18 protein-coding genes and 1 pseudogene are annotated in these 21,837 nt (G+C 73.2%); 9 read left to right on the forward strand and 10 right to left on the reverse strand.

Translation table 11 applies throughout. The features are described from left to right. Positions 1-194: 194 nt before the first annotated feature. The 6 genes and pseudogenes from AB0K51_RS08715 to AB0K51_RS08740 all read right to left on the reverse strand — a co-directional run bounded on the left by AB0K51_RS08715 (position 195) and on the right by AB0K51_RS08740 (position 5,166). Entirely contained in the window at positions 195-821 is a 627-nt protein-coding gene (locus tag AB0K51_RS08715) for a GNAT family protein (protein ID WP_363452095.1), read from the reverse strand. After that, entirely contained in the window at positions 818-1,330 is a 513-nt protein-coding gene (locus AB0K51_RS08720) for a MogA/MoaB family molybdenum cofactor biosynthesis protein (protein WP_363452052.1), read from the reverse strand. Before AB0K51_RS08720 ends, AB0K51_RS08715 begins: the two co-directional genes overlap by 4 nt. A gap of 119 nt (positions 1,331-1,449) precedes the next feature. Beyond that, positions 1,450-1,932 (reverse strand): annotated as a pseudogene (moaC, locus tag AB0K51_RS08725) (cyclic pyranopterin monophosphate synthase MoaC); the annotation flags it as partial. A 55-nt stretch (positions 1,933-1,987) separates the two neighbouring features. Further along, positions 1,988-3,307: a gephyrin-like molybdotransferase Glp gene (gene glp, locus AB0K51_RS08730; protein WP_363452054.1), complete on the reverse strand. Its 1,320-nt coding sequence runs from the start codon at positions 3,305-3,307 to the stop codon at positions 1,988-1,990. A 47-nt stretch (positions 3,308-3,354) separates the two neighbouring features. After that, positions 3,355-4,275 carry a UTP--glucose-1-phosphate uridylyltransferase GalU gene (gene galU, locus AB0K51_RS08735; protein ID WP_363452056.1) on the reverse strand — a complete coding sequence of 307 codons (921 nt, stop codon included), beginning with the start codon at positions 4,273-4,275 and terminating at the stop codon, positions 3,355-3,357. A 57-nt stretch (positions 4,276-4,332) separates the two neighbouring features. Continuing rightward, the gene (locus tag AB0K51_RS08740; protein ID WP_363452058.1) at positions 4,333-5,166 is read right to left on the reverse strand and encodes a GGDEF domain-containing protein; all 834 of its coding nucleotides are present in this window, start codon (positions 5,164-5,166) and stop codon (positions 4,333-4,335) included. Positions 5,167-5,245: 79 nt separating this feature from the next. On the opposite strand from AB0K51_RS08740, the gene AB0K51_RS08745 reads away from it, so the two are divergent. Then, positions 5,246-5,827 (forward strand): 5-formyltetrahydrofolate cyclo-ligase, encoded by a 582-nt coding sequence (locus tag AB0K51_RS08745; RefSeq protein WP_363452060.1) that lies wholly within the window; start codon positions 5,246-5,248, stop codon positions 5,825-5,827. Here AB0K51_RS08745 and AB0K51_RS08750 read toward each other — a convergent pair. After that, complete coding sequence (locus tag AB0K51_RS08750; protein ID WP_363452062.1) at positions 5,814-8,558, reverse strand: penicillin acylase family protein; 2,745 nt, start codon at positions 8,556-8,558, stop codon at positions 5,814-5,816. The genes AB0K51_RS08745 and AB0K51_RS08750 overlap by 14 nt on opposite strands. A gap of 212 nt (positions 8,559-8,770) precedes the next feature. Here AB0K51_RS08750 and AB0K51_RS08755 point away from each other — a divergent pair, with 212 nt between their 5' ends. The 5 genes from AB0K51_RS08755 to mscL all read left to right on the forward strand — a co-directional run bounded on the left by AB0K51_RS08755 (position 8,771) and on the right by mscL (position 13,133). Continuing rightward, entirely contained in the window at positions 8,771-10,291 is a 1,521-nt protein-coding gene (locus tag AB0K51_RS08755; RefSeq protein ID WP_363452064.1) for a potassium/proton antiporter, read from the forward strand. A 202-nt stretch (positions 10,292-10,493) separates the two neighbouring features. Further along, the gene (locus AB0K51_RS08760) at positions 10,494-11,792 is read left to right on the forward strand and encodes an MFS transporter (protein WP_363452065.1); all 1,299 of its coding nucleotides are present in this window, start codon (positions 10,494-10,496) and stop codon (positions 11,790-11,792) included. Between the two features lie 93 nt (positions 11,793-11,885). Beyond that, positions 11,886-12,179 carry an FmdB family zinc ribbon protein gene (locus tag AB0K51_RS08765; RefSeq protein WP_363452067.1) on the forward strand — a complete coding sequence of 98 codons (294 nt, stop codon included), beginning with the start codon at positions 11,886-11,888 and terminating at the stop codon, positions 12,177-12,179. Positions 12,180-12,422: 243 nt separating this feature from the next. After that, positions 12,423-12,701 (forward strand): hypothetical protein, encoded by a 279-nt coding sequence (locus AB0K51_RS08770; RefSeq protein WP_363452069.1) that lies wholly within the window; start codon positions 12,423-12,425, stop codon positions 12,699-12,701. 30 nt (positions 12,702-12,731) lie between these two features. After that, positions 12,732-13,133, forward strand: a complete 402-nt coding sequence (mscL, locus tag AB0K51_RS08775; protein ID WP_363452071.1) for a large conductance mechanosensitive channel protein MscL — start codon at positions 12,732-12,734, stop codon at positions 13,131-13,133. 5 nt (positions 13,134-13,138) lie between these two features. Here the strand turns inward: mscL and AB0K51_RS08780 are convergent, their stop codons facing one another. Both AB0K51_RS08780 and AB0K51_RS08785 read right to left on the reverse strand, forming a co-directional pair. Next, complete coding sequence (locus AB0K51_RS08780) at positions 13,139-13,315, reverse strand: hypothetical protein (protein ID WP_363452073.1); 177 nt, start codon at positions 13,313-13,315, stop codon at positions 13,139-13,141. A 24-nt stretch (positions 13,316-13,339) separates the two neighbouring features. Then, the gene (locus tag AB0K51_RS08785) at positions 13,340-14,221 is read right to left on the reverse strand and encodes a sigma-70 family RNA polymerase sigma factor (RefSeq protein WP_363452097.1); all 882 of its coding nucleotides are present in this window, start codon (positions 14,219-14,221) and stop codon (positions 13,340-13,342) included. A 504-nt stretch (positions 14,222-14,725) separates the two neighbouring features. On the opposite strand from AB0K51_RS08785, the gene AB0K51_RS08790 reads away from it, so the two are divergent. The 3 genes from AB0K51_RS08790 to AB0K51_RS08800 all read left to right on the forward strand — a co-directional run bounded on the left by AB0K51_RS08790 (position 14,726) and on the right by AB0K51_RS08800 (position 21,298). Continuing rightward, on the forward strand, positions 14,726-15,451 hold the full coding sequence (locus AB0K51_RS08790) for a phosphatase PAP2 family protein (protein WP_363452075.1): 726 nt from the start codon (positions 14,726-14,728) through the stop codon (positions 15,449-15,451). Between the two features lie 309 nt (positions 15,452-15,760). Continuing rightward, positions 15,761-17,770 carry a murein biosynthesis integral membrane protein MurJ gene (gene murJ / locus AB0K51_RS08795; protein WP_363452077.1) on the forward strand — a complete coding sequence of 670 codons (2,010 nt, stop codon included), beginning with the start codon at positions 15,761-15,763 and terminating at the stop codon, positions 17,768-17,770. Between the two features lie 192 nt (positions 17,771-17,962). Continuing rightward, complete coding sequence (locus AB0K51_RS08800; protein WP_363452079.1) at positions 17,963-21,298, forward strand: N-acetylmuramoyl-L-alanine amidase; 3,336 nt, start codon at positions 17,963-17,965, stop codon at positions 21,296-21,298. A gap of 80 nt (positions 21,299-21,378) precedes the next feature. Here AB0K51_RS08800 and AB0K51_RS08805 read toward each other — a convergent pair. After that, a partial coding sequence (locus AB0K51_RS08805) for a helix-turn-helix transcriptional regulator (protein ID WP_363452081.1) occupies positions 21,379-21,837 on the reverse strand: 459 nt, incomplete at its 5' end.

The following is a 21,837-nucleotide window of genomic DNA, read 5'->3' on the forward strand; positions in this document are numbered from 1 at the left end:
CAGGCCCCTACGATGACCGCGTAGATAAGGCCGCTACTGCTCACGTTTCACACGGTACGGGCGCAGGGTAAGGCGCTGCAGCAATTTGGCACGGCGTGTCGTGCGATCAAGCTGATTCTCAGACTATTTTGCCGGTATTTGTGACGGCTCGCCCCACACCTGATGCCATATCGATATCTATTTCGAACAAATATTCAATTTTGCTGCGGCGGACGGTTCCTGAGGGAGTGCCAGCGGGTCAGCAGCCCGTCGGCGGCCTCGTCGGCGGTGAGCGCGTAGACCAGGTGGTCGCGCCAGTCGCCGTCGATGTGCAGATAGCTGGGACGCATTCCCTCCGAACGGAAGCCGAGTTTCTCCACCACCCGGCGGCTGGGCCGGTTCTCGGGGCGGATGCAGACCTCGACCCGGTGCAGTCCGAGATCGCGAAAGCAGTGGTCGACCGCGAGCGCCACGGCGGTGGGCATGATGCCGCGGCCGGCCACCGCCTCGTCGACCCAGTAGCCGACGTTGGCGGAGCACATCGAGCCCCAGGTGATCCCGCCGACGGTCAACTGGCCGACCAGCCGGCCCTGGTAGAGGACGACGAAGGGCAGCATCCGGCCGGCCGCGGCCTCGCCGCGCAGGTAGCGGACCATCTGCCGGTAGGTGGGCCGGGGCGCGGGCTCGCGGCCGGGCGGGGCGGGCGGCACGGTGGCCTCCCAGCGGCGCAGCCAGTCGCGGTTGCGGCGGCTGACCTCCTGCCAGTCGGCCTGGTCGCGGCGCCGGATCGGCCGCAGGACGACGTCCCCCTCGGCGAGCACGACCGGCCAGCCCGCGTTCAGGGCGTGCCCCCGGGCTCGGCGGGAGCGGAGGGGGAAGGCCTCGGGTGGTCGCCGCCGCCGAGCTGGTCGACGGCGTGCGGCAGCAGCGGGGAGAGGACGGCCAGGCCGTCGCGGACGCCGCCGGTGGAGCCGGGCAGGTTGACGATCAGGGTGCGTCCGGCGAGGCCGGCCAGGCCGCGGGAGAGCGCCGAGGTGGGGACCTTCTCCCGGCCGTACGCGCGGATCGCCTCGGCGATGCCCGGGATCTGACGGTCGATCACCCGGGCGGTCATCTCGGGGGTGAGGTCCTGCGGGGAGATGCCGGTGCCGCCGGTGGTGAGAACCACGTCGTACCCGGCGGCGACGGCCTCGCGCAGGGCGGCCTCGACCGGTTCGCCGTCGGGGACGACCGTCGGGCCGTCGACCGCGAAGCCCATCGCCCGCAGTCCCTCGACCAGCAGCGGGCCGCCCTTGTCGGCGTAGACGCCGGCCGAGGCGCGGTTGGAGACGGTGACGGCGAGGGCTCTCACTGCCCGTCCTCCCCGCCCCGGACGTCCGCCGCGCCCGGCCCGTCCTCCCCGCCCCGGACGTCCGCCGCGCCCGGCCCGTCCTCCCCGCCCTGAAGGTCCGCCGCGCCCGACTCGTCCTCCCGCGCCCAGTCGCCGCTCTTGCCGCCGGTCTTGCTGAGCACCCGGACGTTCTCGATCGAGGCCGCTTTGTCGACGGCCTTGACCATGTCGATGACGGTGAGGCCGGCGACCGCGACGGCGGTGAGGGCCTCCATCTCGACACCGGTGCGGTCGGCGGTGCGGACGGTGGCGGTGATCTCCACGGCGGTGTCGGTGACCCGGAGGTCGAGGGTGACGCCGGAGAGCGCGATGGGGTGGCACAGCGGGATCAGGTCGGGCGTCTTCTTGGCGCCCATGATCCCGGCGATCCGGGCCACCGCGAGGGCGTCGCCCTTGGGGACGCCCTCGCCGCGCAGCAGTTCCACCACCCGCGGGGCGACCCGGACCGTGCCGGCCGCGACCGCGACCCGGGTGGTGGGGGTCTTGGCGGAGACGTCGACCATGCGGGCCGCGCCGGTGTGGTCGACGTGGGTGAGACGGTCGCCGGGGGGTGTGTCGGTCACGAAGTGCTCCAGTGGCGCGGTGCGAATACCGCGCTACCGTACAGCCCCGCCCCGGTCAGTCCGTGAGAAGGACCACATCGACGGCGCTGCCGGCGGGCAGCGCCGTGACGTCCTCGGGGACGGTGATCAGGCAGTCGGCCTTGGCGAGCGCCCCGACCAGGTGCGATCCCTCGCCGCCGACCGGGGCGACGGCGCCGTCGGCCGCCCGGTACGACCCGCGCAGGAACTGGCGGCGGCCGGCCGGGGAGCGCAGCGCGGCGGTGGTCGTGGCGCGCACCACCGGGCGGTGCACCTGCTCGGCCGCGAAGCCGAGCATGGTGCGGATCACCGGGCGGACGAACAGTTCGAAGGAGATGTAGGCGCTCACCGGGTTGCCGGGCAGGGCGAGCAGCGGCACGCCGGTCCCGGCGCCGATCCGCCCGAAGCCCTGCGGCTTGCCGGGCTGCATCCGCAGCCGGCGGAAGTCGACGCCGCCGTAGCTCTCGAAGACCTCCTTGACCACGTCGTACGCGCCGACCGAGACGCCGCCGCTGGTGACGATCAGGTCGGCCCGGCCGAGCTGGTCCTCCAGGACGGCGCGCAGGGTCGCCGCGTCGTCGGGGACGCCGCCGACCCGGTAGGCGACGGCGCCGGCCGCGATGGCGGCGGCGGTGAGGGTGAAGGAGTTGGAGTCGGAGATCTGTCCGGGGCCGACCGGCTCGCCCGGCTGGACGAGTTCGCTGCCGGTGGAGAGCACGACCACCCGGGGGCGGGGGCGGACCTTGACGGCGCCCCGGCCGATCGCGGCGAGCAGCCCGAGCTGGGTGGGGCCGAGCACCGCGCCGGCGTCCAGCACCCGGTCGCCGGCCGCGACGTCGCTGCCGCGGCGGCGGATGTGCGCGCCCTCGCCGACCGGGCGCAGCACCCGGACCTCCTCGTCCGGCACGGCGGCGCCCATCGAGTCGGCGGCCCGGCCGGTACCGGTGCCGCCGTCGGTCCACTCGACCGGGGCGACGGCCTCGGCGCCGGGCGGGACGGGCGCGCCGGTCATGATCCGGGCGGCCTGGCCGGGGCCGACCTTGGGCAGCTCGCCCGCGCCGGCCGCGATGTCGCCGACCACGGCGAGCACCGAGGGGTACTCCTCGGTGGCCCGCACGGTGTCGGCGGTGCGCACCGCGTAGCCGTCCATCGAGCTGTTGTCGAAGGGCGGCAGGTCGCCGCCGGCGTGCACGTCCTCGGCGAGCCGGCAGCCCTGGGCGTCGAGCAGTTGCAGCTCGATCGCGGGCAGCGGTGCGACCGCGGCGAGCACGTCGGCGAGGTGTTCGTCGACGCTCCACAGGCGCGGCGACGCCGGGGCCTCGGCGCCCTCACAGCAGGGGTCGGGCTTCCCGGTCATCGCTCACTCTCGCCTTCGTGGTGGTCGTACCCGTGGTCGTTGCGGGGTCAGTCCTGCATCTCGGCGGCGACGAACTGGCGCAGCCAGTCGCGGAACTCGGGGCCGAGGTCGTCACGCTCGCACGCCAGCCGGACGATGGCGCGCAGGTAGTCGGCGCGGTCGCCGGTGTCGTAGCGGCGGCCCTTGAACAGCACGCCGTGCACCGGGCCGCCGTGGTCCTGGTCGCGGGTGGCGAGTTCGCGCAGCGCGTCGGTCAGCTGGATCTCGCCGCCGCGGCCGGGCTTGGTGTCGCGCAGCACGTCGAAGACGGCGGGGTCGAGCACGTAGCGGCCGATCACCGCGTAGTTGGAGGGGGCGTCGGCGGTGTCCGGCTTCTCCACCAGGTCGGTGATCCGGAAGACGTCGTCGCCGTAGCCGTTGGGCTTGACCGCGGCGCAGCCGTAGAGGTGGATCTGCGCGGGGTCGACCTCCATCAGGGCGACCACGGAGCCGCCGAGTTCCTGCTGGACCTCGATCATCCGGGACAGCAGCGGGTCGCGCGGGTCGATCAGGTCGTCGCCGAGCAGGACCGCGAAGGGCTGTCCGGCGACGTGCTGTTCGGCGACCGAGACGGCGTGGCCGAGGCCCTTGGGGTCGCCCTGCCGGACGTAGTGCATGTTGGCGAGCTGCACGGACTCCTGGACGCGGCGCAGCCGGTCGTGGTCGCCCTTGCGGGTGAGCAGCTCCTCCAGCTCGTACGCCCGGTCGAAGTGGTCCTCCAGGGCCCGCTTGTTGCGGCCGGTGACCATCAGTATGTCCTGCAGGCCCGCGGCGGCGGCCTCCTCGACCACGTACTGGATGGCCGGCTTGTCGACGACCGGCAGCATCTCCTTGGGAGTGGCCTTGGTCGCGGGGAGGAACCGGGTTCCCAGTCCGGCGGCGGGGACAACCGCCTTGGTGACCGGGGTGCGGGCGTGCGTCTTCGTCATGCGTAGACCTTACTGAGGCGTGGATTCCGCCCGGCTGAGAGCAGGGTGAAACAGTCGTCAAGCCCCTTCGCTGACCGCCGCCCGACTGGTGTCGGCGGTCTCGGGCGGGGTGGGGGTGGCCCCGCCTGGGCCGGTGGACACCCTATCGGGCAGCGCGGCGGTGTTCGGGTCCAGTGTGCCGGGGCGGGCCGGGCGCCAGCAGTCGCCGCCGGCCTCGCGGGCCTCGGTGAGCGCCCGGTCGGCGGCGCGCAGCAGGACGGCGGCGTGGGCGCCGTCGCGGGGCAGCACGGCCAGGCCGATCGCGGCGGTGAGGCCGCTACGGGCGCCGGGGGCGGCCCGCTCGCCGGGGTGACGGTCGGTCAGTTGGTGGCGGCGGACGGTCCAGCAGAGCCGTTCGGCGACCTGGGCGGCGCCCTCGGCGCCGGTGTCGGGCAGCAGGACCAGGAACTCCTCGCCGCCGTAGCGGCCGAGGGTGTCGCCGCGGCGGATCTCCACGGCGAGGCGCTGGGCGAGTTCGCGCAGCATGGTGTTGGCGCGGGCCCGGCCGTGGGCGGCGACCACCGCGTCGAAGCCGGCGATCTCCACCATGAGCACGGCGAGCGGGCGGGGTTCGGCGGCGGCGGCCTCGGCCCGGCGGGCGCGTTCGATCTCGCGGTCGAGGGTGAGCTGGAGGTGGCGGTAGTTCCACACCCCGGTGAGCGGGTCGCAGGAGGCGGTGCGCCGCAGTTCGTCCCGTTCCGCCGTCAGTTCGGCGATCCGCTCGTGCAGTTCGGCCTCCCGCCGGGCGGCGCCGGCCGCGGCGCGGCGGCCGCGCAGCCGGTACCAGCCGGCGGCGGCCGGGGCGGTCGCGCCGACCGCGGCCAGGGCCTGGAGCAGGAGCGGGGTGGACATGGGGCGGCCTCGACGTGTCAGGCTCGTGTCACCGCGAACGGTGGCGAGCTGGGAGAGATGTCCGTTGTCTGCTGATCACATGCCCAACGACAAGGCGGCCCTGAGGTCACGGCTGCTCGCCGAACGGCGGGCGCTCGACCCCGACACGCGCGAACGGGCGGCCCGCGCGCTGGCCGGGCACGCCGCCTCGCTGGTGCCGCCGGGTGGCACGGTGGCGGCGTACGTCTCGGTCGGCGCCGAGCCGGGCACCCGCCCGCTGCTGGCGGCGCTGGCGGCCGCCGGGGCGCGGGTGCTCCTGCCCGTGCTGCTGCCCGACAACGACCTGGACTGGGCGCCGTACGAGGGCGACACCCGGCTGGTGCCGGCCGGCCGCGGGCTGCTGGAGCCGGTCGGGGCCCGGCTGGGCGCGGAGGCGGTGACCGCGGCGGACGTGGTGCTGCTGCCGGGCCTGGCGGTGGACCGGCGCGGGGTGCGGCTGGGCCGCGGCGGCGGCAGCTACGACCGGGTGCTGGCCCGGCTGGCCCGGGCCGGCGCGCACCCGCTGCTGGCCACCCTGCTGTACTCGCACGAACTGCGGGAGGCCGTGCCGGCCGAGCCGCACGACCTCCCGGTGGACGCGGTGGTCACCCCGGACGGGGTGACCCGCTTCAGCCCGCGGTGAGCGTCATCGTGTTCTTCGCGGCCTTGTCGACGGCGTCCTTGCCGAAGGCCCAGGGCAGCAGTTCGCCCCTGGCCCACAGGTCGGTCTGGTCGTTGTAGTTGGCGTGGAAGGCGTGGCCGGAGGCGCCGCCGACGTTGATCCAGCGGGAGGCGTCGAAGTTGCTCAGGTCGACGACCATCCGCATCGACGGGATCCAGTCGACGTCGTACCCGGCGGCGGCGTTCCAGCCCGCCGCGTCGACCGCGGCGGTGCCGCCGGAGAGCTTGTACGGGCCGCGGTTGAGCAGGCGCTGGACCACGCCGGAGGCGAGCGAGGAGTCGTCGCTGCCGAGGGTCGGCTCCTGCAGGGTCAGCTGGTGCAGCCGGCCCCAGCTCCAGGTCTTGATGTCCTTGCTGAGCCGCGAGGTGAGGTCCTGCCGGGCGTCCTTGAGCGCCTCGGCGAGCAGGTTGTTCAGGCCGTGCTGCTGCTGGTGGTTGGAGTCGATGTAGTCCCACCATGCGGAGTCGGGGTGCGCCAGTTGCTGGCGGACCACCTCCATCCAGCGGTCGCCGCCGTCGGGCTGGGCCTGCGAGGCGTCCCGGGTGCCGCACTCGGTGACCGCCTGCGCGGCGCCGTTCAGCGCGTCGTCGGGCAGCGTGTTGTCGCGCTTCTGCCGCACCAGCAGGCAGTCGCCCTTGGCCCGCAGGTCGGCCGGGAACTTCTGCCCGAAGGCGAGGGTGAGCAGCGCCCGCCACACGCCGTTGTAGTACGCGGCGGCGGCCGAGTCGGCGTCCTGGTGGTAGTTCCAGTCCTTCAGCAGGTCCTGCGCCTCGCGCACGTACGCGTCGGAGACGTTGACCTTCAGCAGCAGCGGGACCAGCGTCTTGGCCATCACGCTGGTGTTGTCCAGCTGCATGGACTGCATGTCGTCCGGGGAGATCCGGCCGCCGTTCTTCAGCTTGTCCTGGATCTGGTCGGTGATCTCCTTGGCCCGGGTGCCGTACTCCCAGTCGGTGGTGAGCAGCGGCTTGTAGGCCGGGTCGACGACGGCCTGGTTGGCCGTCACGATGTAGCCGGTCGGCGGGTTGTAGGCGTAGGGCAGCGACTTGAACGGCAGGTAGTTCGGGCTCCAGGCGTAGCCGGAGTCCCAGCCGGGGGCCGGGTAGCGGCCGTCGCCCTTGGTGCGGACCGGGATCTGGCCGGGCGCCTGGTAGCCGATGTTGCCCTTGGTGTCGGCGTAGATCAGGTTCTGCGCGGGCACCGCGAAGTCCTGGGCGGCGCCGCGGAAGTCGTTGAAGTCGGCGGCCCGGTCGAGCTTGAAGACGGCGTCCATGGTCTTGCCGGCGTTGAGCGCGGTCCAGCGCAGCGCCACGCCGTAGCCGGCCGCCCGGTCGGGGGCGGCGTTGCCGGCCGGCGCGGACTTGCCGACGTTCTGCTGTTCCGAGCTCTGGTCGGAGATCAGCGGCATGCCGTCCTTGGTGGTGCGGACGGTGATGGTCCGGTCCTCGCCGCCGGCCACCTTGATGGTCTCCTTGCGGAGGGTGAGCTTCTGCTCCTGGTTGTCGAGCAGGTAGGTGTCCGGGCCGGTGACCTTCTCCAGGTACAGGTCGGTGACGTCGGCGCCGAGGTTGGTGAAGCCCCAGGCGACGTTCGCGTTGTGGCCGATCACCACGCCGGGCATGCCGGCGAAGGTGTACCCGGCGACGTCGTAGGTGCAGCTCTTGGAGACGGTGCGGCAGTGCAGGCCCATCTGGTACCAGATCGACGGCATCCCGGGGCCGAGGTGCGGGTCGTTGGCCAGCAGCGGCTTGCCGGTGGTGGTGTGGGCCCCGTCCACCACCCAGGAGTTGGAGCCGATGCCCTGGCCCTGCGGCCCGAGCAGCGCCGGCAGGTCGGCGACCCGCTCGGACAGGTCGCTCAGCAGGCCCTGCACGGCGGCCCGGTTCTGCGCGCTGCTGCCACCGGTGGCACTGCCCGCCGGGGCCGGCAGGGCGGCGCCCTCACCGGGGGTGTAGGTGCCGTCGGCGGCGACCTTGCCGGTCTTGAGGATGGTGCCGTTGCGGTCGTACGGGTAGTCCGGGTACAGCTGGGCGATCTGGTCGGCGCCGAAGTCCTGGGACAGCAGCGAGCGGTCGATCTCCTCCTGCAGGTTGCCGGACAGGCTCCAGGCCATCGCCTTCAGCCAGGCCACCGAGTCGACCGGGTCCCACTTCTCCGGCTGGTACCCGCTGTTCACGGTGCCGAGCAGCGCGTACTCCAGCGAGGCGCCGGCCCCGCCCGGGTGCTCGGCGAGCCAGGCGTTCACGCCCTCGGTGTAGGCGGTCAGGTTGCGCTTGGTGTCCTCGGAGAGGACGGTGTCCCACTCCTTCTGCGCGACCTGGCGCCAGCCCATGGTGCGCAGGAAGGTGTCCTTGTCCACGGAGGCGGAGCCGAACATCTCGGACAGCCGCCCGGAGGTGACGTGCCGTCGGACGTCCATCTCCCAGAACCGGTCCTGCGCCTGCACGTAGCCCTGGGCGCGGAACAGGTCGGCGTCGGTGTCGGCGTACAGCTGCGGGATGCCCTTGTCGTCCCGCTTCACGTCCACCGGCGCGGACATCCCGGCCACCTTGACGCTGCCGGTCGTCTGCGGGAACGAGGAGCGGACGGTTCCCACCGCCCACCAGCCGCCACCGGTCAGCCCCGCCACCAGCAGCACGGCCAGCAGGATCACGATCAGACGTGCGCGCCGGAACTTCTTCGAGCGGGGCATCCGAATCCTTGTGATGAGGGAGCTTGCGGCCGTGACAGGTCACCACATTAGGGCGACGGCACGGAGCGCCGTGCACGGGGGACGTGCACGGTGGGTCCGCAGGGACCCTACCGGCCCCGGATGAAAGAAGGGACTAGCGTAAAGATCAAGTAAAATGTTAGACTGAGTAACGATCCGTCAGATTTCTCCTCCGGCCACCGAGGTGCCCCTGCGTGACCGTTGACCACCTGAACCAGCTGCTGCTCGAGTCCGCGGTGATCCTGCTGTTCGCCGTGGTCGCCGTGCGGTTCTCCACCCGGTCCGGACTCCCATCCCTGCTGATCTACCTCGGCATCGGCGTCGCGCTCGGGCAGAACGGCATCGGGATCGGCTTCAACAACGCCGAGCTCACCCAGGTGCTGGGGTACGCGGCGCTGGTGGTCATCCTGGCCGAGGGCGGACTCAAGACCAGCTGGCCGTCGATCAAGCCGGTGGTCCCGGCCGCGGCGGTGCTGGCCACCTTCGGCGTCGCCGTCTCGGTCTTCGTCACCGCGGCCGGCGCGCACTGGCTGGTCGGCCTGGAGTGGCGCACCGCGCTGCTGCTCGGCGCGATCGTCTCCTCGACCGACGCCGCCGCGGTCTTCTCGGTGCTGCGGATGGTCCCGCTGCCCAAGCGCCTGACCGGCCTGCTGGAGGCCGAGTCCGGCTTCAACGACGCCCCCGTGGTGATCCTGGTGGTCGCCTTCGCCACCACCGGCGAGCTCGACCCCTGGTACGTGCTGGTCGGCACCATCGTGGTCGAGCTGGCGATCGGCGCGGCCGTCGGCTGGACGGTCGGCCGGCTCGGCGCGTACGCGGTGCGGCGGGTCGCGCTGCCCTCCTCCGGCCTGTACCCGATCGCGGTGCTGGCGCTGATCGTGCTCGCCTACGCGGGCGGCGCGCTGCTGCACGCCTCCGGCTTCCTCGCCGCGTACATCGCCTCGGTGATCCTCGGGAACTCCAAGCTGCCGCACGGACCCGCGGTGCGCGGCTTCGCCGACGGCCTGGCCTGGATCGGCCAGATCGGCATGTTCGTGGTGCTCGGCCTGCTGGTCACCCCCGAGACCATGGGTTCGGCGATCGTGCCCGGCCTGGTGGCCGGCGCGGTGCTGGTGTTCCTCGCCCGCCCCGCCTCGGTGCTGGTCTCGCTGACGCCGTTCCGGGTCCCCTGGCGCGAGCAGGCCCTGCTGTCCTGGGCCGGCCTGCGCGGCGCGGTGCCGATCGTGCTCGCCACCATCCCGCTGGTGTCCGGCGCGACCGACGCCCAGCAGCTGTTCAACGTGGTCTTCATCCTGGTGGTGGTCTTCACCCTGCTCCAGGGCCCCACCCTGCCGCTGGTCGCCAAGTGGCTGCGGATCGGCGAGGGCGACCTCGGCCAGGACCTGGGCATCGAGTCCGCGCCGCTGGAGAAACTGCACGGCCACCTGCTCTCGGTCTCCCTCGCCCCCGGCTCCCGGATGTCCGGCGTCGAGGTCTCCGAACTGCGCCTGCCCAAGGGCGCCGCGGTCACCCTGGTGGTCCGCGAGGGCAGCAGCTTCGTCCCGGACCGGATCACCGTGCTGCGCGAGGGCGACGAACTGCTCGTGGTCACCACCGACGAGGTCTCGGAGGCCGCCGAACGCCGGCTGCGGGCCGTCGACCAGGGCGGCAAACTCGCGGGCTGGCTGCAGTCCGCGGAAGGTTCACCTTCCATTTCCAGGAAGAAGCGCCGCTGAACCGGTAAGCTGAAGGCAGACACACGCTTTTTCCGTTTCTGCCTGATGCAGAGTCGGCGCGACCGCTCGGCGGCCGGACGCCCCTGGGGAACCGCCCGGGCCCGGTATCTACCCCGGTCGACGCGCTCGAGGACGACTCTCGGCGCCGGTCCCGGTCACACCCGCACCGGTCCGCGCTACCAGGCAGCAGAGAGGACCGACCGTGGCGGCCCGCCGACCGGTCGACGACCCCACCACCACCCGCGCCGGCTACGGGACGCTGCTGCGCACCCCCGGCTCCCTCACCTTCCTGCTCCCCGCCCTCGCCGCCCGCCTGCCCTACGCGATGCTGGGCCTCGGCATCGTGCTGCTGGTGCGCGAGACCACCGGCTCCTACGGCCTGGCCGGCGCCGTCGCCGCCACCGCCGCGGTCGCCCAGGCCCTGATCGGCCCGCAGACCGGCCGGCTCGCCGACCGGTACGGCCAGGCCGCCGTGCTACTGCCCAGCGTGCTGGTGCACGCCGTCGCGGTCGCCGCGCTGATCGCCCTGGCCCTGGGCGGCGCCCCCGAGTGGACGCTCTTCCTGGCCGCCGCCCCGGCCGGCGGCTCAGTGCCGCAGATCGGCGCGATGGTCCGGGCCCGCTGGGTCAGCCGGCTCAGCGAGCGGCCCGCCGTGCTGAACACCGCGTTCGCCTTCGAGTCGGTCACCGACGAGTTCACCTTCGTGGTCGGCCCGGTGCTGGCCACCCTGGTCGCCACCGCGGTCAGCCCGGCCGCCGGCCTCACCGCCGAAGCCGCGCTCACCCTGCTCGGCGGCCTCGCCTTCGCCGCCCAGCGCCGCACCGCACCCGCGCCCACCGGCCCCGCCGCACCCGGCCGCCGCCGCGCCTCCGCCCTCGCCTCCCCCGGCGTACGGCTGCTGGCCGGCGCCTTCCTCGGCCTCGGCACCGTGTTCGGCGCCCTCCAGGTCTCCATCACCGCCGCCACCGAACGGGCCGGCAGCCCCGGCCTCAGCGGCCCGGTCTACGGCCTGTTCGCGGCCGGCTCGATGATCGCCGGCGTGCTCTACGGCCTGGTCGCCTGGAAGCGCTCCGCCCGGCAGCGGATGCTCGGCTGCTACGCCCTGCTGGTGGTCGGCTGCTCCACCCTGTGGGCGATGCCGAACCTCACCGCGCTGGCCGTGGCCGGACTCTTCTGCGGCCTGGCCATCGCTCCGACCCTGATCACCGGCTACACGCTGGTGGAGACCCTGGTCGCCGACGGCGCCAAGACCGAGGCCTTCACCTGGCTGACCGGCGCCATCGGCCTCGGCCTGGCCGTCGGCTCCACCGCCGCCGGCCAGCTGATCGACCACGGCGGCCCGTCGCTCGGCTTCCTGGTCCCGCTGGTCGGATCCGGCCTCGGCCTGGTGGCGCTGGTCACGATGCGCCGTCTGCTGCTCGCCCCGGGCTCCGCTACACGTACCGTGGCCAGGGGAGTCACCGGCCGGCGCACGCCGGCCGTGGCCGCGCAGCAGGGCTGAGGCGCTGGACTCCACCAGCGGAATGCCGCATCATTGACCGTCGTTAGCACTCATCGAGTCAGAGTGCCAGGGGGAGTGCAGGAGGAAGCGGAAGTGCCCACGTACCAGTACCAGTGCACCGAGTGCGGCAACGGCCTCGAGGCGGTGCAGAAGTTCAGCGACGACGCGCTGACCACGTGCCCCGACTGCCAGGGAAAGCTCCGCAAGGTCTTCTCGGCCGTGGGCGTGGTCTTCAAGGGCTCCGGCTTCTACCGCACCGACAGCCGCTCCAGCTCCAGCAGCTCGGTGAGCTCGTCGTCCGCCACCCCGGCCTCGACGCCCTCGACCTCGACGGCCGCCTCGTCCTCCTCGGGCAGCACCTCCACCTCGGCACCGGCCGCGAGCTGAGGCCGCTCCCCCCGGTCGTTCACGAGCCCCGGCAGCGCGATCCGCGCCGCCGGGGCTTCCGGCTTTCCGGGGACGGTTACGGGTGACTGCTCCGGACGGCGCAGCGCCTCACCCGGGCGGGTGAGCGCGGTTGTCCACAGGTCCGGGTTGTCCACAGCCCCGGCAAACCCCTCCGTCCCTGGCACCGGCCGGGCGCAGGATGGCCGGCACGACCCCCGCCGCCTCGTGGAAAGGCCCGCCGCCGTGACCGCCTTCGTGCTTCCCCCGCTGCCCGCCGCGATCGTCCCGCCGCGCCGCGAGGTGCCCGACTTCCCGCCGATCCGGGGCACCGGCCGCGGCCGGCACCGCCTGCGCCAGGCCGTGCGCCGACGGCCCGGGCTGCTGGCCGCGGGGCTGCTCGCACTCGCCACCGCCCTCACCGCGGGGCCGCTGCGCCCCGGCGCTCCCCCGCCCGGCACGCTCTCCCCCGGCCCGCCCGGCTGCCCCGCCGCGTCAACCGGAAGGCTGGGAATTCACCCGTGACCTTATGGGGCTGACGCCGTTCGACGCGGCATGAAGGGCTTCAAGGAATTCCTGCTCCGCGGCAACGTGGTCGACCTGGCGGTCGCCGTGGTCATCGGCGCCGCGTTCACCAACATCGTCAACGCTTTCGTGAAGGGCGTGGTCAACCCGCTGGTCGGTCTGTTCGGGACCAAGGACCTGGCTTCCTACAGCTCATGCCTCAAGGGGCCCTGCACCGTCGACGCCGCGGGGAACGTCACCTCCGGCATCTTCATCCTGTGGGGGTCCGTGCTCAGCGCCGTCCTGAGCTTCGTGATCACCGCGGCTGTCGTCTACTTCCTGCTGATCCTGCCGATGAACCACTTCATGGCCAAGCGCAAGACCCCGGAGGAGCTGGAGGCGACGGAGGTCGAGCTGCTCACCGAGATCCGCGACGCGCTGGTGCGCCGCTGACCCTGCTACTTCTCCCCGTGATGCGGGGGCCGCTGGCTCGCGTACCAGTCCAGCCCCCGCTCACCGTCCCCCCGCGACTCGCCCCAGCCCCGGTCGGTGTCGTCCCCGCTCTGCTGGTCGAACGGGTCCTTGAACACCAGCCGGGGCTTGGGCTGGTCGGCGTGCTGTTCCTGGTTGGCCATGCCGTCCACTGTAGAGCGCCCCGGCTAGGCGGCTTCGAAGCCCGCGTGGTCCGCGATCTTCTTCAGCTCGGCGAGGGCGTGCTTCTCGATCTGGCGGATCCGCTCGCGGGTCAGGCCGTGCTGCTTGCCGACCTCGGTCAGCGTCCGCTCGCGGCCGTCCTCCATGCCGTAGCGGCTGCGGATGATCGAGGCGGTGCGGTCGTCGAGGCGGCCGATCAGGTCGTCCAGCTCCTCGCGGCGCAGCATCACCATGACCGCGTCCTCGGGCGAGGTCGCGCCGGTGTCCTCGACCAGGTCGCCGAACTGGGTCTCGCCCTCGTCGTCGACCGACATGTTGAGGCTGACCGGGTCGCGGGCCCAGTCCAGCACGTCCTTGATCCGCTCCGGGGTGGTGTCCAGCTCGGCGGCGATCTCCGCCGGCTCGGGCTCGCGGCCCAGCTCCTTGGACCGCTCCCGCTGGACCCGGCGGATCCGGCCGAGCTCCTCGACCAGGTGGACGGGCAGCCGGATGGTGCGGGACTGGTCGGCGATCGAGCGGGTGATCGCCTGCCGGATCCACCAGGTCGCGTAGGTGGAGAACTTGAAGCCCTTGGAGTAGTCGAACTTCTCCACCGCGCGGACCAGGCCGGCGTTGCCCTCCTGGATCAGGTCGAGCAGGGGCAGGCCGCTGCGCGGGTAGCGCCGGGCCACCGCGACGACCAGCCGCAGGTTGGAGCGGATGAAGACGTCCTTGGCGCGCTCGGAGTCGTCCGCTATCGCCTGCAGCTCCTCCCGGGTCGCACCCTCGGGCAGCTCGCCCTGCTCCAGCAGGTGCTGGGCGAAGACCCCGGCCTCGATCCGCAGGGAGAGCTCGACCTCCTCGGCGGCATCGAGCAGGGGCGTCCTGGCGATCTCGTCGAGGTACATGCCGACCAGGTCGCGGTCGGCCTCGAGGTTGGTCGGGCGGGCGGTGCGAGTCCGATCGGCCCTGTCGCGTACGACGGCACGGGTGGCCATGCTTGCTCCCTCACTGACGCTGCCCGGCGGGCTCCGATCCGCCGCCCGGCACAGGTGTGTGGGCCATCCGGTGGCTCACACGTAACGATCCAACGCACAGAAATCGGACAACATTCCCAAGTCACTCAGTTTTTCCGGTCTCATGCAGTATCCTGCCGATTTTCATCCGATCGGTACACGCAGCGTGACCGGGGATGCACACCCGGCGGTCAATCCTTCGGCACCGGATCTTTCCGCCGCCTTCGCGGCATATCCGCACAACCGATGCCGAATCGCTATCGCCGCTGCGCCGGTTCGGGGCCCGCCGCTGGGAAGGTGTCAGGCATGTCCAAGTCAGCCGATCCGGCACCCGCCGAACCCGCGCCCGGCCCGCGCTCTCCGGTACAACGCCGGAACCTGCGCGCTTGTGCCGCGGTGGCGGTGGTTTCCGTCGCGCTGCTCGGTGTGTTGCTGGCGCTGGTGGAGGGCGACTGGTCCCCGCTGGCCCGGCTGGACCAGGGGTGGGTGGCCGCGCTGCACCGGTTCGCGAGCGGGCACACCGCGTGGACGGCGGCGATGCGGACGCTGGCCGACCTGGGCGGCCCGGTGGTGATGCGCTCGCTGCTGGCGGTGGCCGCGGTGTGGCTGTGGACGCTGGGCGCGCGGGCGCTGGCGGGCTGGGCGGCCGCGCAGGCGCTGCTCGGCTGGGCGGTGGGCAACGCGGGCCGGGCACTGGTGGACCGGCCGCGGCCGCACTTCGCCGACCCGGTGGCGAGCGTGCCGGGCGGCTCGTTCCCGTCCGGGCACGCGATGGCCTCGGCGATCACCTGCGGGGTGCTGCTGGCGCTGCTGTGGCCGCGGGCGGACCGGGTCGGGCGGGCGGTCGCGGCCGGGATCGCGCTGGCGGCGGTGCTGGCGGTCGGCTGGACCCGGATCGCGCTCGGCGTGCACTACCCGAGCGACGTGCTGGCGGGCTGGCTGGCCGCGGCGGCGGTGCTGACCGGCCTGACGGTGGCGGTGGAGCTCTGGCGGCCCGGCGCGCTGCTCCGGGACGCCCGCCGGGTGGACTGGCGGACCAGACCGCGGGTGCAGCGGGTGCTGGCCGGCGCGGCCCCGGCGGCGGAGAAGGCGCGGCCCGGCCGTGACCGGGACGGTTCCTGACTGATCGTGAGGAACGTCACACCTGCGTGCCGGGTTCCTCCGGGGGAGGGAACGGACGCGGGCGGCATTCCGCGTGATTCCGGGCCGAAACGGGGCCCCGGGGCGGGCCGCGCGGGCGGGTCGGACGGCGGCCCCGCCCGGACGGGATCATCCTCACCCGGCACCCGACTCCCCAACGGGTGCCGAGTTGGGGCAGACTTCTGCGGCTGGGTGCACCCTGCAACCGGCATGTGGAGCCCGGACCTGCACCGTTCTCCGTAAACCAACGCACCGCCGGACGGGCGCCTAGTGACGGGGGGTCCGAGGACCATGCACACCGCCGACGGCCCCGCCGATCCGTACGCCCAGCAGGGCGGCCCGTACCAGCCCCAGGGCGGGGGCCATCCCCCGTACGACCAGCCCACCGTGCAGTTGGGCCGGATCCCCGCGCAGCAGCCCGGCTTCCCGCCGCCGCCCGCGCGGCCCCCGGGTTCGCCGGTGCCGGTGCCGCGCGCGGGCGAACCCGCCGGCGAGCCGGCGAAGGCCAAGCCCGCCGCCTCCACCGCCCGCAACGGGCTGATCATGGCGCTGGGCTCGCTGGCCTCCCGCGCGCTGGGCTTCGTGCGCAGCGCGGTGATCGTGGCGGCGCTGACCACCGGCCCGGTCGGCGAGGCGTTCAACGTGGCGAACTCGCTGCCGAACATCATCTACATGATGCTCATCGGCGGTGCGCTGGCCTCGGTCTTCGTGCCGGAGCTGGTGCACGCCATGCAGACCCACAAGGACGGCGGCGTCGCCTACACCGACCGGCTGCTCACCCTGTGCGGGGTGATCCTGGTGGTGCTGACGCTCGGTGCCTGGCTGGCGGCCCCGCAGATCGTCGACCTGTACTCGCAGTTCGAGGGCGCGCAGCGGGAGCTGGCGATCGACTTCGCCCGGTACTGCCTGCCGCAGATCTTCTTCTACGGCGTCTTCACGCTGCTCGGCCAGGTGCTGAACTCGCGCGACCGGTTCGGCGCGATGATGTGGACGCCGGTGCTGAACAACGTGGTGGCGATCGGCGTGTTCGGCGTCTACCTGCTGGTCGGGCGGCACGCCACCGGCGTCGGCAGCGTCACCTCCGGGGACACCCTGCTGCTGGGCCTGGGCTCGACGCTGGGCATCGTGGTGCAGGCCGCGGCGCTGCTGCCCTCGCTGCGTTCGGCGGGCTTCCGGTTCCGGCCGCGGTTCGACTGGCGCGGGGCGGGCCTGACCCGGCCGCTGCGCTCGGCGAGCTGGGCGCTGCTGCTGGTGGTGGTGACCCAGCTGGCGTTCGCGGTGATCTCCAGCCTGAGCACCGGCGCGGGCACCGCGGCGCAGAAGGCCGGCTACGTCGAGGGCCTGGGCAACTTCGCCTACACCAACGCCTACCAGCTGTTCGTGGTCCCGCAGGGCGTGATCACCATCTCGCTGGTCACCGCGCTGCTGCCGGGGATGTCCCGGGCGGCGACGGCGGGCGACTACCGGAAGATCGGCGAGGACCTGTCCGGGATGCTGCGCTCCTCCGCGGCGATGATCGTCACCGCGGCGGTGATCTTCCTGGCGCTGGCCCCGCAGATCGCGGTCGCCGCGTACGGCTACGGCACCTCCTCGCACGTCCGGGCGGACGCCTGGGTGATCGCCCAGCTGCTGATGGCCTTCGCCATCGGCCTGCCCGCGTTCTGCGCGCAGTACGCGCTGGCCCGCGGCTTCTACGCGATGGGCGACGCCCGCACCCCGTTCTGGCTGACGGTGATCACCACCGTGGTCAACGCCGGCCTGTCCTGGGTGGCGTACGAGGTGCTGCCGGTGCGCTGGATCGTGATCGGCATGGCGGTCGCGCACACCACGGCCTGCCTGGTGTCGGTGGCGGTGACCGGCACCGCGCTGGGCCGCCGGCTGCGCAGCGCCCTGCCGGCGGCGGCCCCGCAGGCCGCGCCGACCCCGCAAGGCGCGCCGGACGCCACCCTGGTGCTGCGCACCGACGCCTTCGCGCCGGGGGCGAACGCCACCGTGGACCTGGGCCTGCGGAACGGGCCGCGGCGCAGCGGGCTGGACGGCGGCCGGGTGGTGGTCCTGCACCTGGGCCTGGTGCTGGCGTGCGTGCCGGGAGCGCTGGCCGCGCACTGGCTGGCGGGCCGGTTCGGGGCCTCGCTGCCGGGCAACCTGGCCGCGCTGGCCGCCGGTTCGCTGGCGATCCTGGTGTCGCTGTTCCTGTTCGCCCGGCCGCTGGGCGTGGGTGCCTCGGTGGCCCCCTTCGCCCGCAAGCTGCGCATTCCGTACCCGACGCCGACGGCGAGCGGCGGCAAGCACCGGCGGTGAGCTGACGGGGCGTCACGCCCGTTGGAACCGGCACCGAATCTCCACGAGTGTCGGACAACCCCCGGCCCGCCGTGTGCGTATCAGTTGGTGCTAGCGTCAACCGCTCCCCCGGGTTCGGCCGCGCCCCGCGCGCCCCCGGGAAGGGCCCCGTTCTTCTCCGGCCGCCGCGCCGGACCCACCGGAAGGTCGCAGTTGACTGCCCACCGAGCCACTCCACCGGGTGCCGGGCACCCGGCCCACCGCCGTCGGCACCGGCTGCGGATACCACTGGCGCTGACCGCCGCCGTGGCCGCCTCGGCGACCGGGTTCGCCCTGGTCGCCGGTGCCGACACCCGGGCGTCGGCAGCGCCGGTCCCGCCGGACCAGCTGCAGCGCGCGTTCACCGCCGCCGCTGACGAGTTCCACGTGCCGCAGAGCGTGCTGCTGGGCCTGTCGTACCAGCAGAGCCGCTGGGAGCAGCACGCCGGCCAGCCCAGCACCACCGGCAACTACAACGTGATGGGTCTGACCGAGGTCGACCCGGCGGCGGTGGCCAAGGCGCTGGCGCAGGGCCCCGGCCCGGAGGCGGACGGCCGCGGCGACGGCGACGCGGCCCCGGCCAAGGCGGCCCCGGTCGAGGTGAAGGACAGCCCGGCGCTGCACACCCTGGACCGCGCCGCGAAGCTGATCAAGCGTCCGTCGGCGCAGCTGAAGTCGGACGCCGCGCAGTCGATCCGCGGCGCGGCGGCACTGCTGACGAAGTACCAGCAGGACGCCGGCCGGGCGGTCTCCGCCGACCCGTCGGCCTGGTACGACGCGGTGGCCCGGTTCTCCGAGTCGACCACCGACGACGGCGGGCACGCCTTCGCCGACCGGGTGTTCAACACCATCCGCCTCGGCGCCGCCCGCACCACCGCGGACGGCCAGCTGGTGGCGCTGGCCGCCGAGCCCGGCCTGGCGGCGGGCAAGGCGAGCACCGGCACCGCGCCGCGCGCCTCCGCCGACGGCCAGGGCTCGCTGCCCGCGCTGCCCGCCGCGGCCGTCAAGCCCGCCAAGGGCGCGGACAAGAGCGCCGGCAAGTCCGCGGACAAGTCGGGTGCCCGCACGGGCACCGGCGCCGCCTCCCGGGGCACCGCCCGGACGGCGCTGCAGGCCTCCGCTCCGGCGCTGGCCCCGCTGACGTCCAACCCGGAGCCGCACCCGGTCGAGTGCCCGGCCGCGCTGAACTGCGACTTCGTCGAGGCCGCGTACGACCTGACCAACGCGTCGGACCCGACCTCGTACGGCAACTACACGATCTCCAACCGTCCGGCGGACGGCGACCAGATCGAGTACATCGTCATCCACGACACGGAGGGCGGGTTCGACGGGTCGGTCAACACCTTCAAGAACCCGGCCACCCAGGCCAGCGCGCACTACATCGTGCGGGCCAACGACGGTCACGTCACCCAGATGGTGAACGACAAGAACATCGCCTGGCACGCGGGCAACAAGACCGTCAACATGCACAGCATCGGTGTGGAGCACGAGGGTTACGCGTTCCCGACCGGCACCCAGCCGTGGTACTCGGAGCAGCTGTACCAGTCGTCGGCGACGCTGGTGCGCTACCTGGCGGAGAAGTACCAGGTGCCGCTGGACCGGCAGCACATCATCGGCCACGACGACGTGCCGGGCCCGACCCAGGCCACCATCGCCGGGATGCACTGGGACCCGGGAACGTTCTGGGACTGGAACCACTACATGGACCTGCTCGGCGCGCCGGTGCGGGCCAACACCGGCGGCGTGCTGCTGCCGGGCGGCAAGGTCACCATCGCCCCGGCGTTCGACTCCACCAACACCCCGCCGGTGGACGGCATCGCGGCGCGGCCGGAGAACTTCGTCTACCTGTACACCGCGCCGAACGGCACCACGCTGGTCAACGGCGGCACCACGCAGGCCGCGGACACCCGGGCCAAGGCGGTCGCCGGCACCAGCTACGTGGTGGCGGACCAGCAGGGCGACTGGACGGCGATCTGGTACGGCGGCACCAAGGCCTGGTTCGCCAACCCGAACTTCCGCAGCGCGGCGGCCGACAACCGCACCGACCAGACCGTGCTGACCGCCAAGGCGGGCGCGGCCTCGATCCCGGTGTACGGACGCACCTACCCGGAGCTGACGGCGTACCCGGCGGGCATCGACACCTCGAAGCTGGCGCCGACGCCGTACGACGCGACCATCCCGGCCGGCCAGGCGTACCTGGCGGGCAGCCCGGTGGCGCTGGACAGCGACTTCTTCTACGCGCAGAACATCAACGGCGACGCGCCGAACGACAAGACGCGGGTGGTCGGCAACGACACCTACTACCCGATCCGCTACAACCACCGGCTGGCCTACCTGAAGGCCAGTGACGTGCAGGTGGTCGCCAACAACACGCCGGCGGCCAGCGGTTACACCCCGGCCGGCCCGGCCCGGCTGCTGGACACCCGCTCGGGCATCGGCGGCGCGGCGGCCAAGGTCGGCGCCCAGCAGTCGATCACCCTGCAGGTCGCGGGCGCGGACCTGGGCGGCGGCAAGAGCGTGCCGAACGACATCACCGCGGTCGTCCTGAACGTCACCGCCACCAACCCGACCTCGTACAGCTACATCGCGGTCTACCCGAACGGCCAGCCCCGCTCGTCCTCGTCGAACCTGAACGTGACGCCGGGTCTGACGGTGCCGAACCTGGTCGTGGTGCCGGTGGTCGACGGCAAGGTCGACCTGTACAACAACGACGGCACGGTCGACCTGATCGCCGACATCACCGGCTACTACTCGCAGGGCGGCGCCTCCAAGCTGTCCACCGCGGGCCCGGCCCGGCTGCTGGACACCCGCGCGGGCCTGGGCGCCCCGGCGGCCAAGGTCGGCGCGCAGAAGTCGATCACCCTGCAGGTGGCGGGCGCGGACCTGGGCGGCGGCAAGAGCGTGCCGAACGACATCACCGCAGTGGTCCTGAACGTCACCGCCACCAACCCGACCTCGTCGAGCTTCGTGGCGGTCTACCCGAACGGGCAGGCCCGCACCGCGGCGTCGAACCTCAACTTCGGCGCCGGGCAGACCATCCCCAACCTGGTGGTGGTCCCGGTGGTCAACGGCAAGGTCGACCTGTACAACAACGACGGCACGGTCGACCTGATCGCCGACATCTCCGGCTACTACCGGACCTCCGGCGGCTCGTCCTTCGTCAGCGCGGGCCCGACCCGCCTGCTGGACACCCGCTCGGGCCTGGGCGCCCCGGCGGACAAGGTCGGCCGGCAGCAGTCGATCGCGCTGCAGGTGGCCGGCCGGGCCGGCGTGCCCGCGGACGTCACCGCCGTGGTGCTGAACGTCACCGCGACCGAGCCGACCGGTCCGAGCTTCGTGGCGGTCTACCCGGACGGGCAGGCCCGCAGCGCGGCGTCGAACCTCAACTTCACCACCGGCCAGACCATCCCCAACCTGGTGGTGGTCCCCGTGGTCAACGGCAAGGTCGACCTGTACAACAACGACGGCCAGGTGCACCTGATCGCCGACATCACCGGCTACTACCGGTAGTCCGCAGCACCCGCGGCGCGGGCCCCCGTCCTTCCGGGCGGGGGCCCGCGCCCTTTTCCGGCCCCGGTGGTGACGGCGGGTCAGGCCGTGGCGTCCTCCTCGGCGGCCTCCAGCCAGCCGAGCGCGGCGACCTGCAGCCCGGCCTGGAAGCGGCTGCGGGCGTCCATCCGGACCATCAGGTCGGCCATCATCCGGCGCACCGTGCGCAGCGAGACGCCGAGGCGCTGGCCGGCCCGTTCGTCGGTGAGGCCCTCGGCGAGCAGCCGCAGCAGTTCGCGTTCCTGGCCGGTGAGGCCGTGCGGGTCGCGCTGGACGGTCTCGCCGAGCGGGCGGGCGTGCTCCCAGACCTGGGTGAACAGGGCGCGCAGCGCGGCGACCACGCCGGGGCTCTGCAGCAGCGCGGCGCCCTTGCGGGGGTCCTCGGGGTCGATCGGGACGATCGCGGTGGCGTTGTCGACCACGATCATCCGCAGCGGCAGGGTGGGCGGGGGGGGGGGGCCGGCGGCGCGGCGCCGGTGTGCTCCGGCGCGGCGGCCGGC

The organism is Kitasatospora sp. NPDC049285, assembly GCF_040678815.1.
In the GTDB taxonomy this organism is placed as follows: domain Bacteria; phylum Actinomycetota; class Actinomycetes; order Streptomycetales; family Streptomycetaceae; genus Kitasatospora.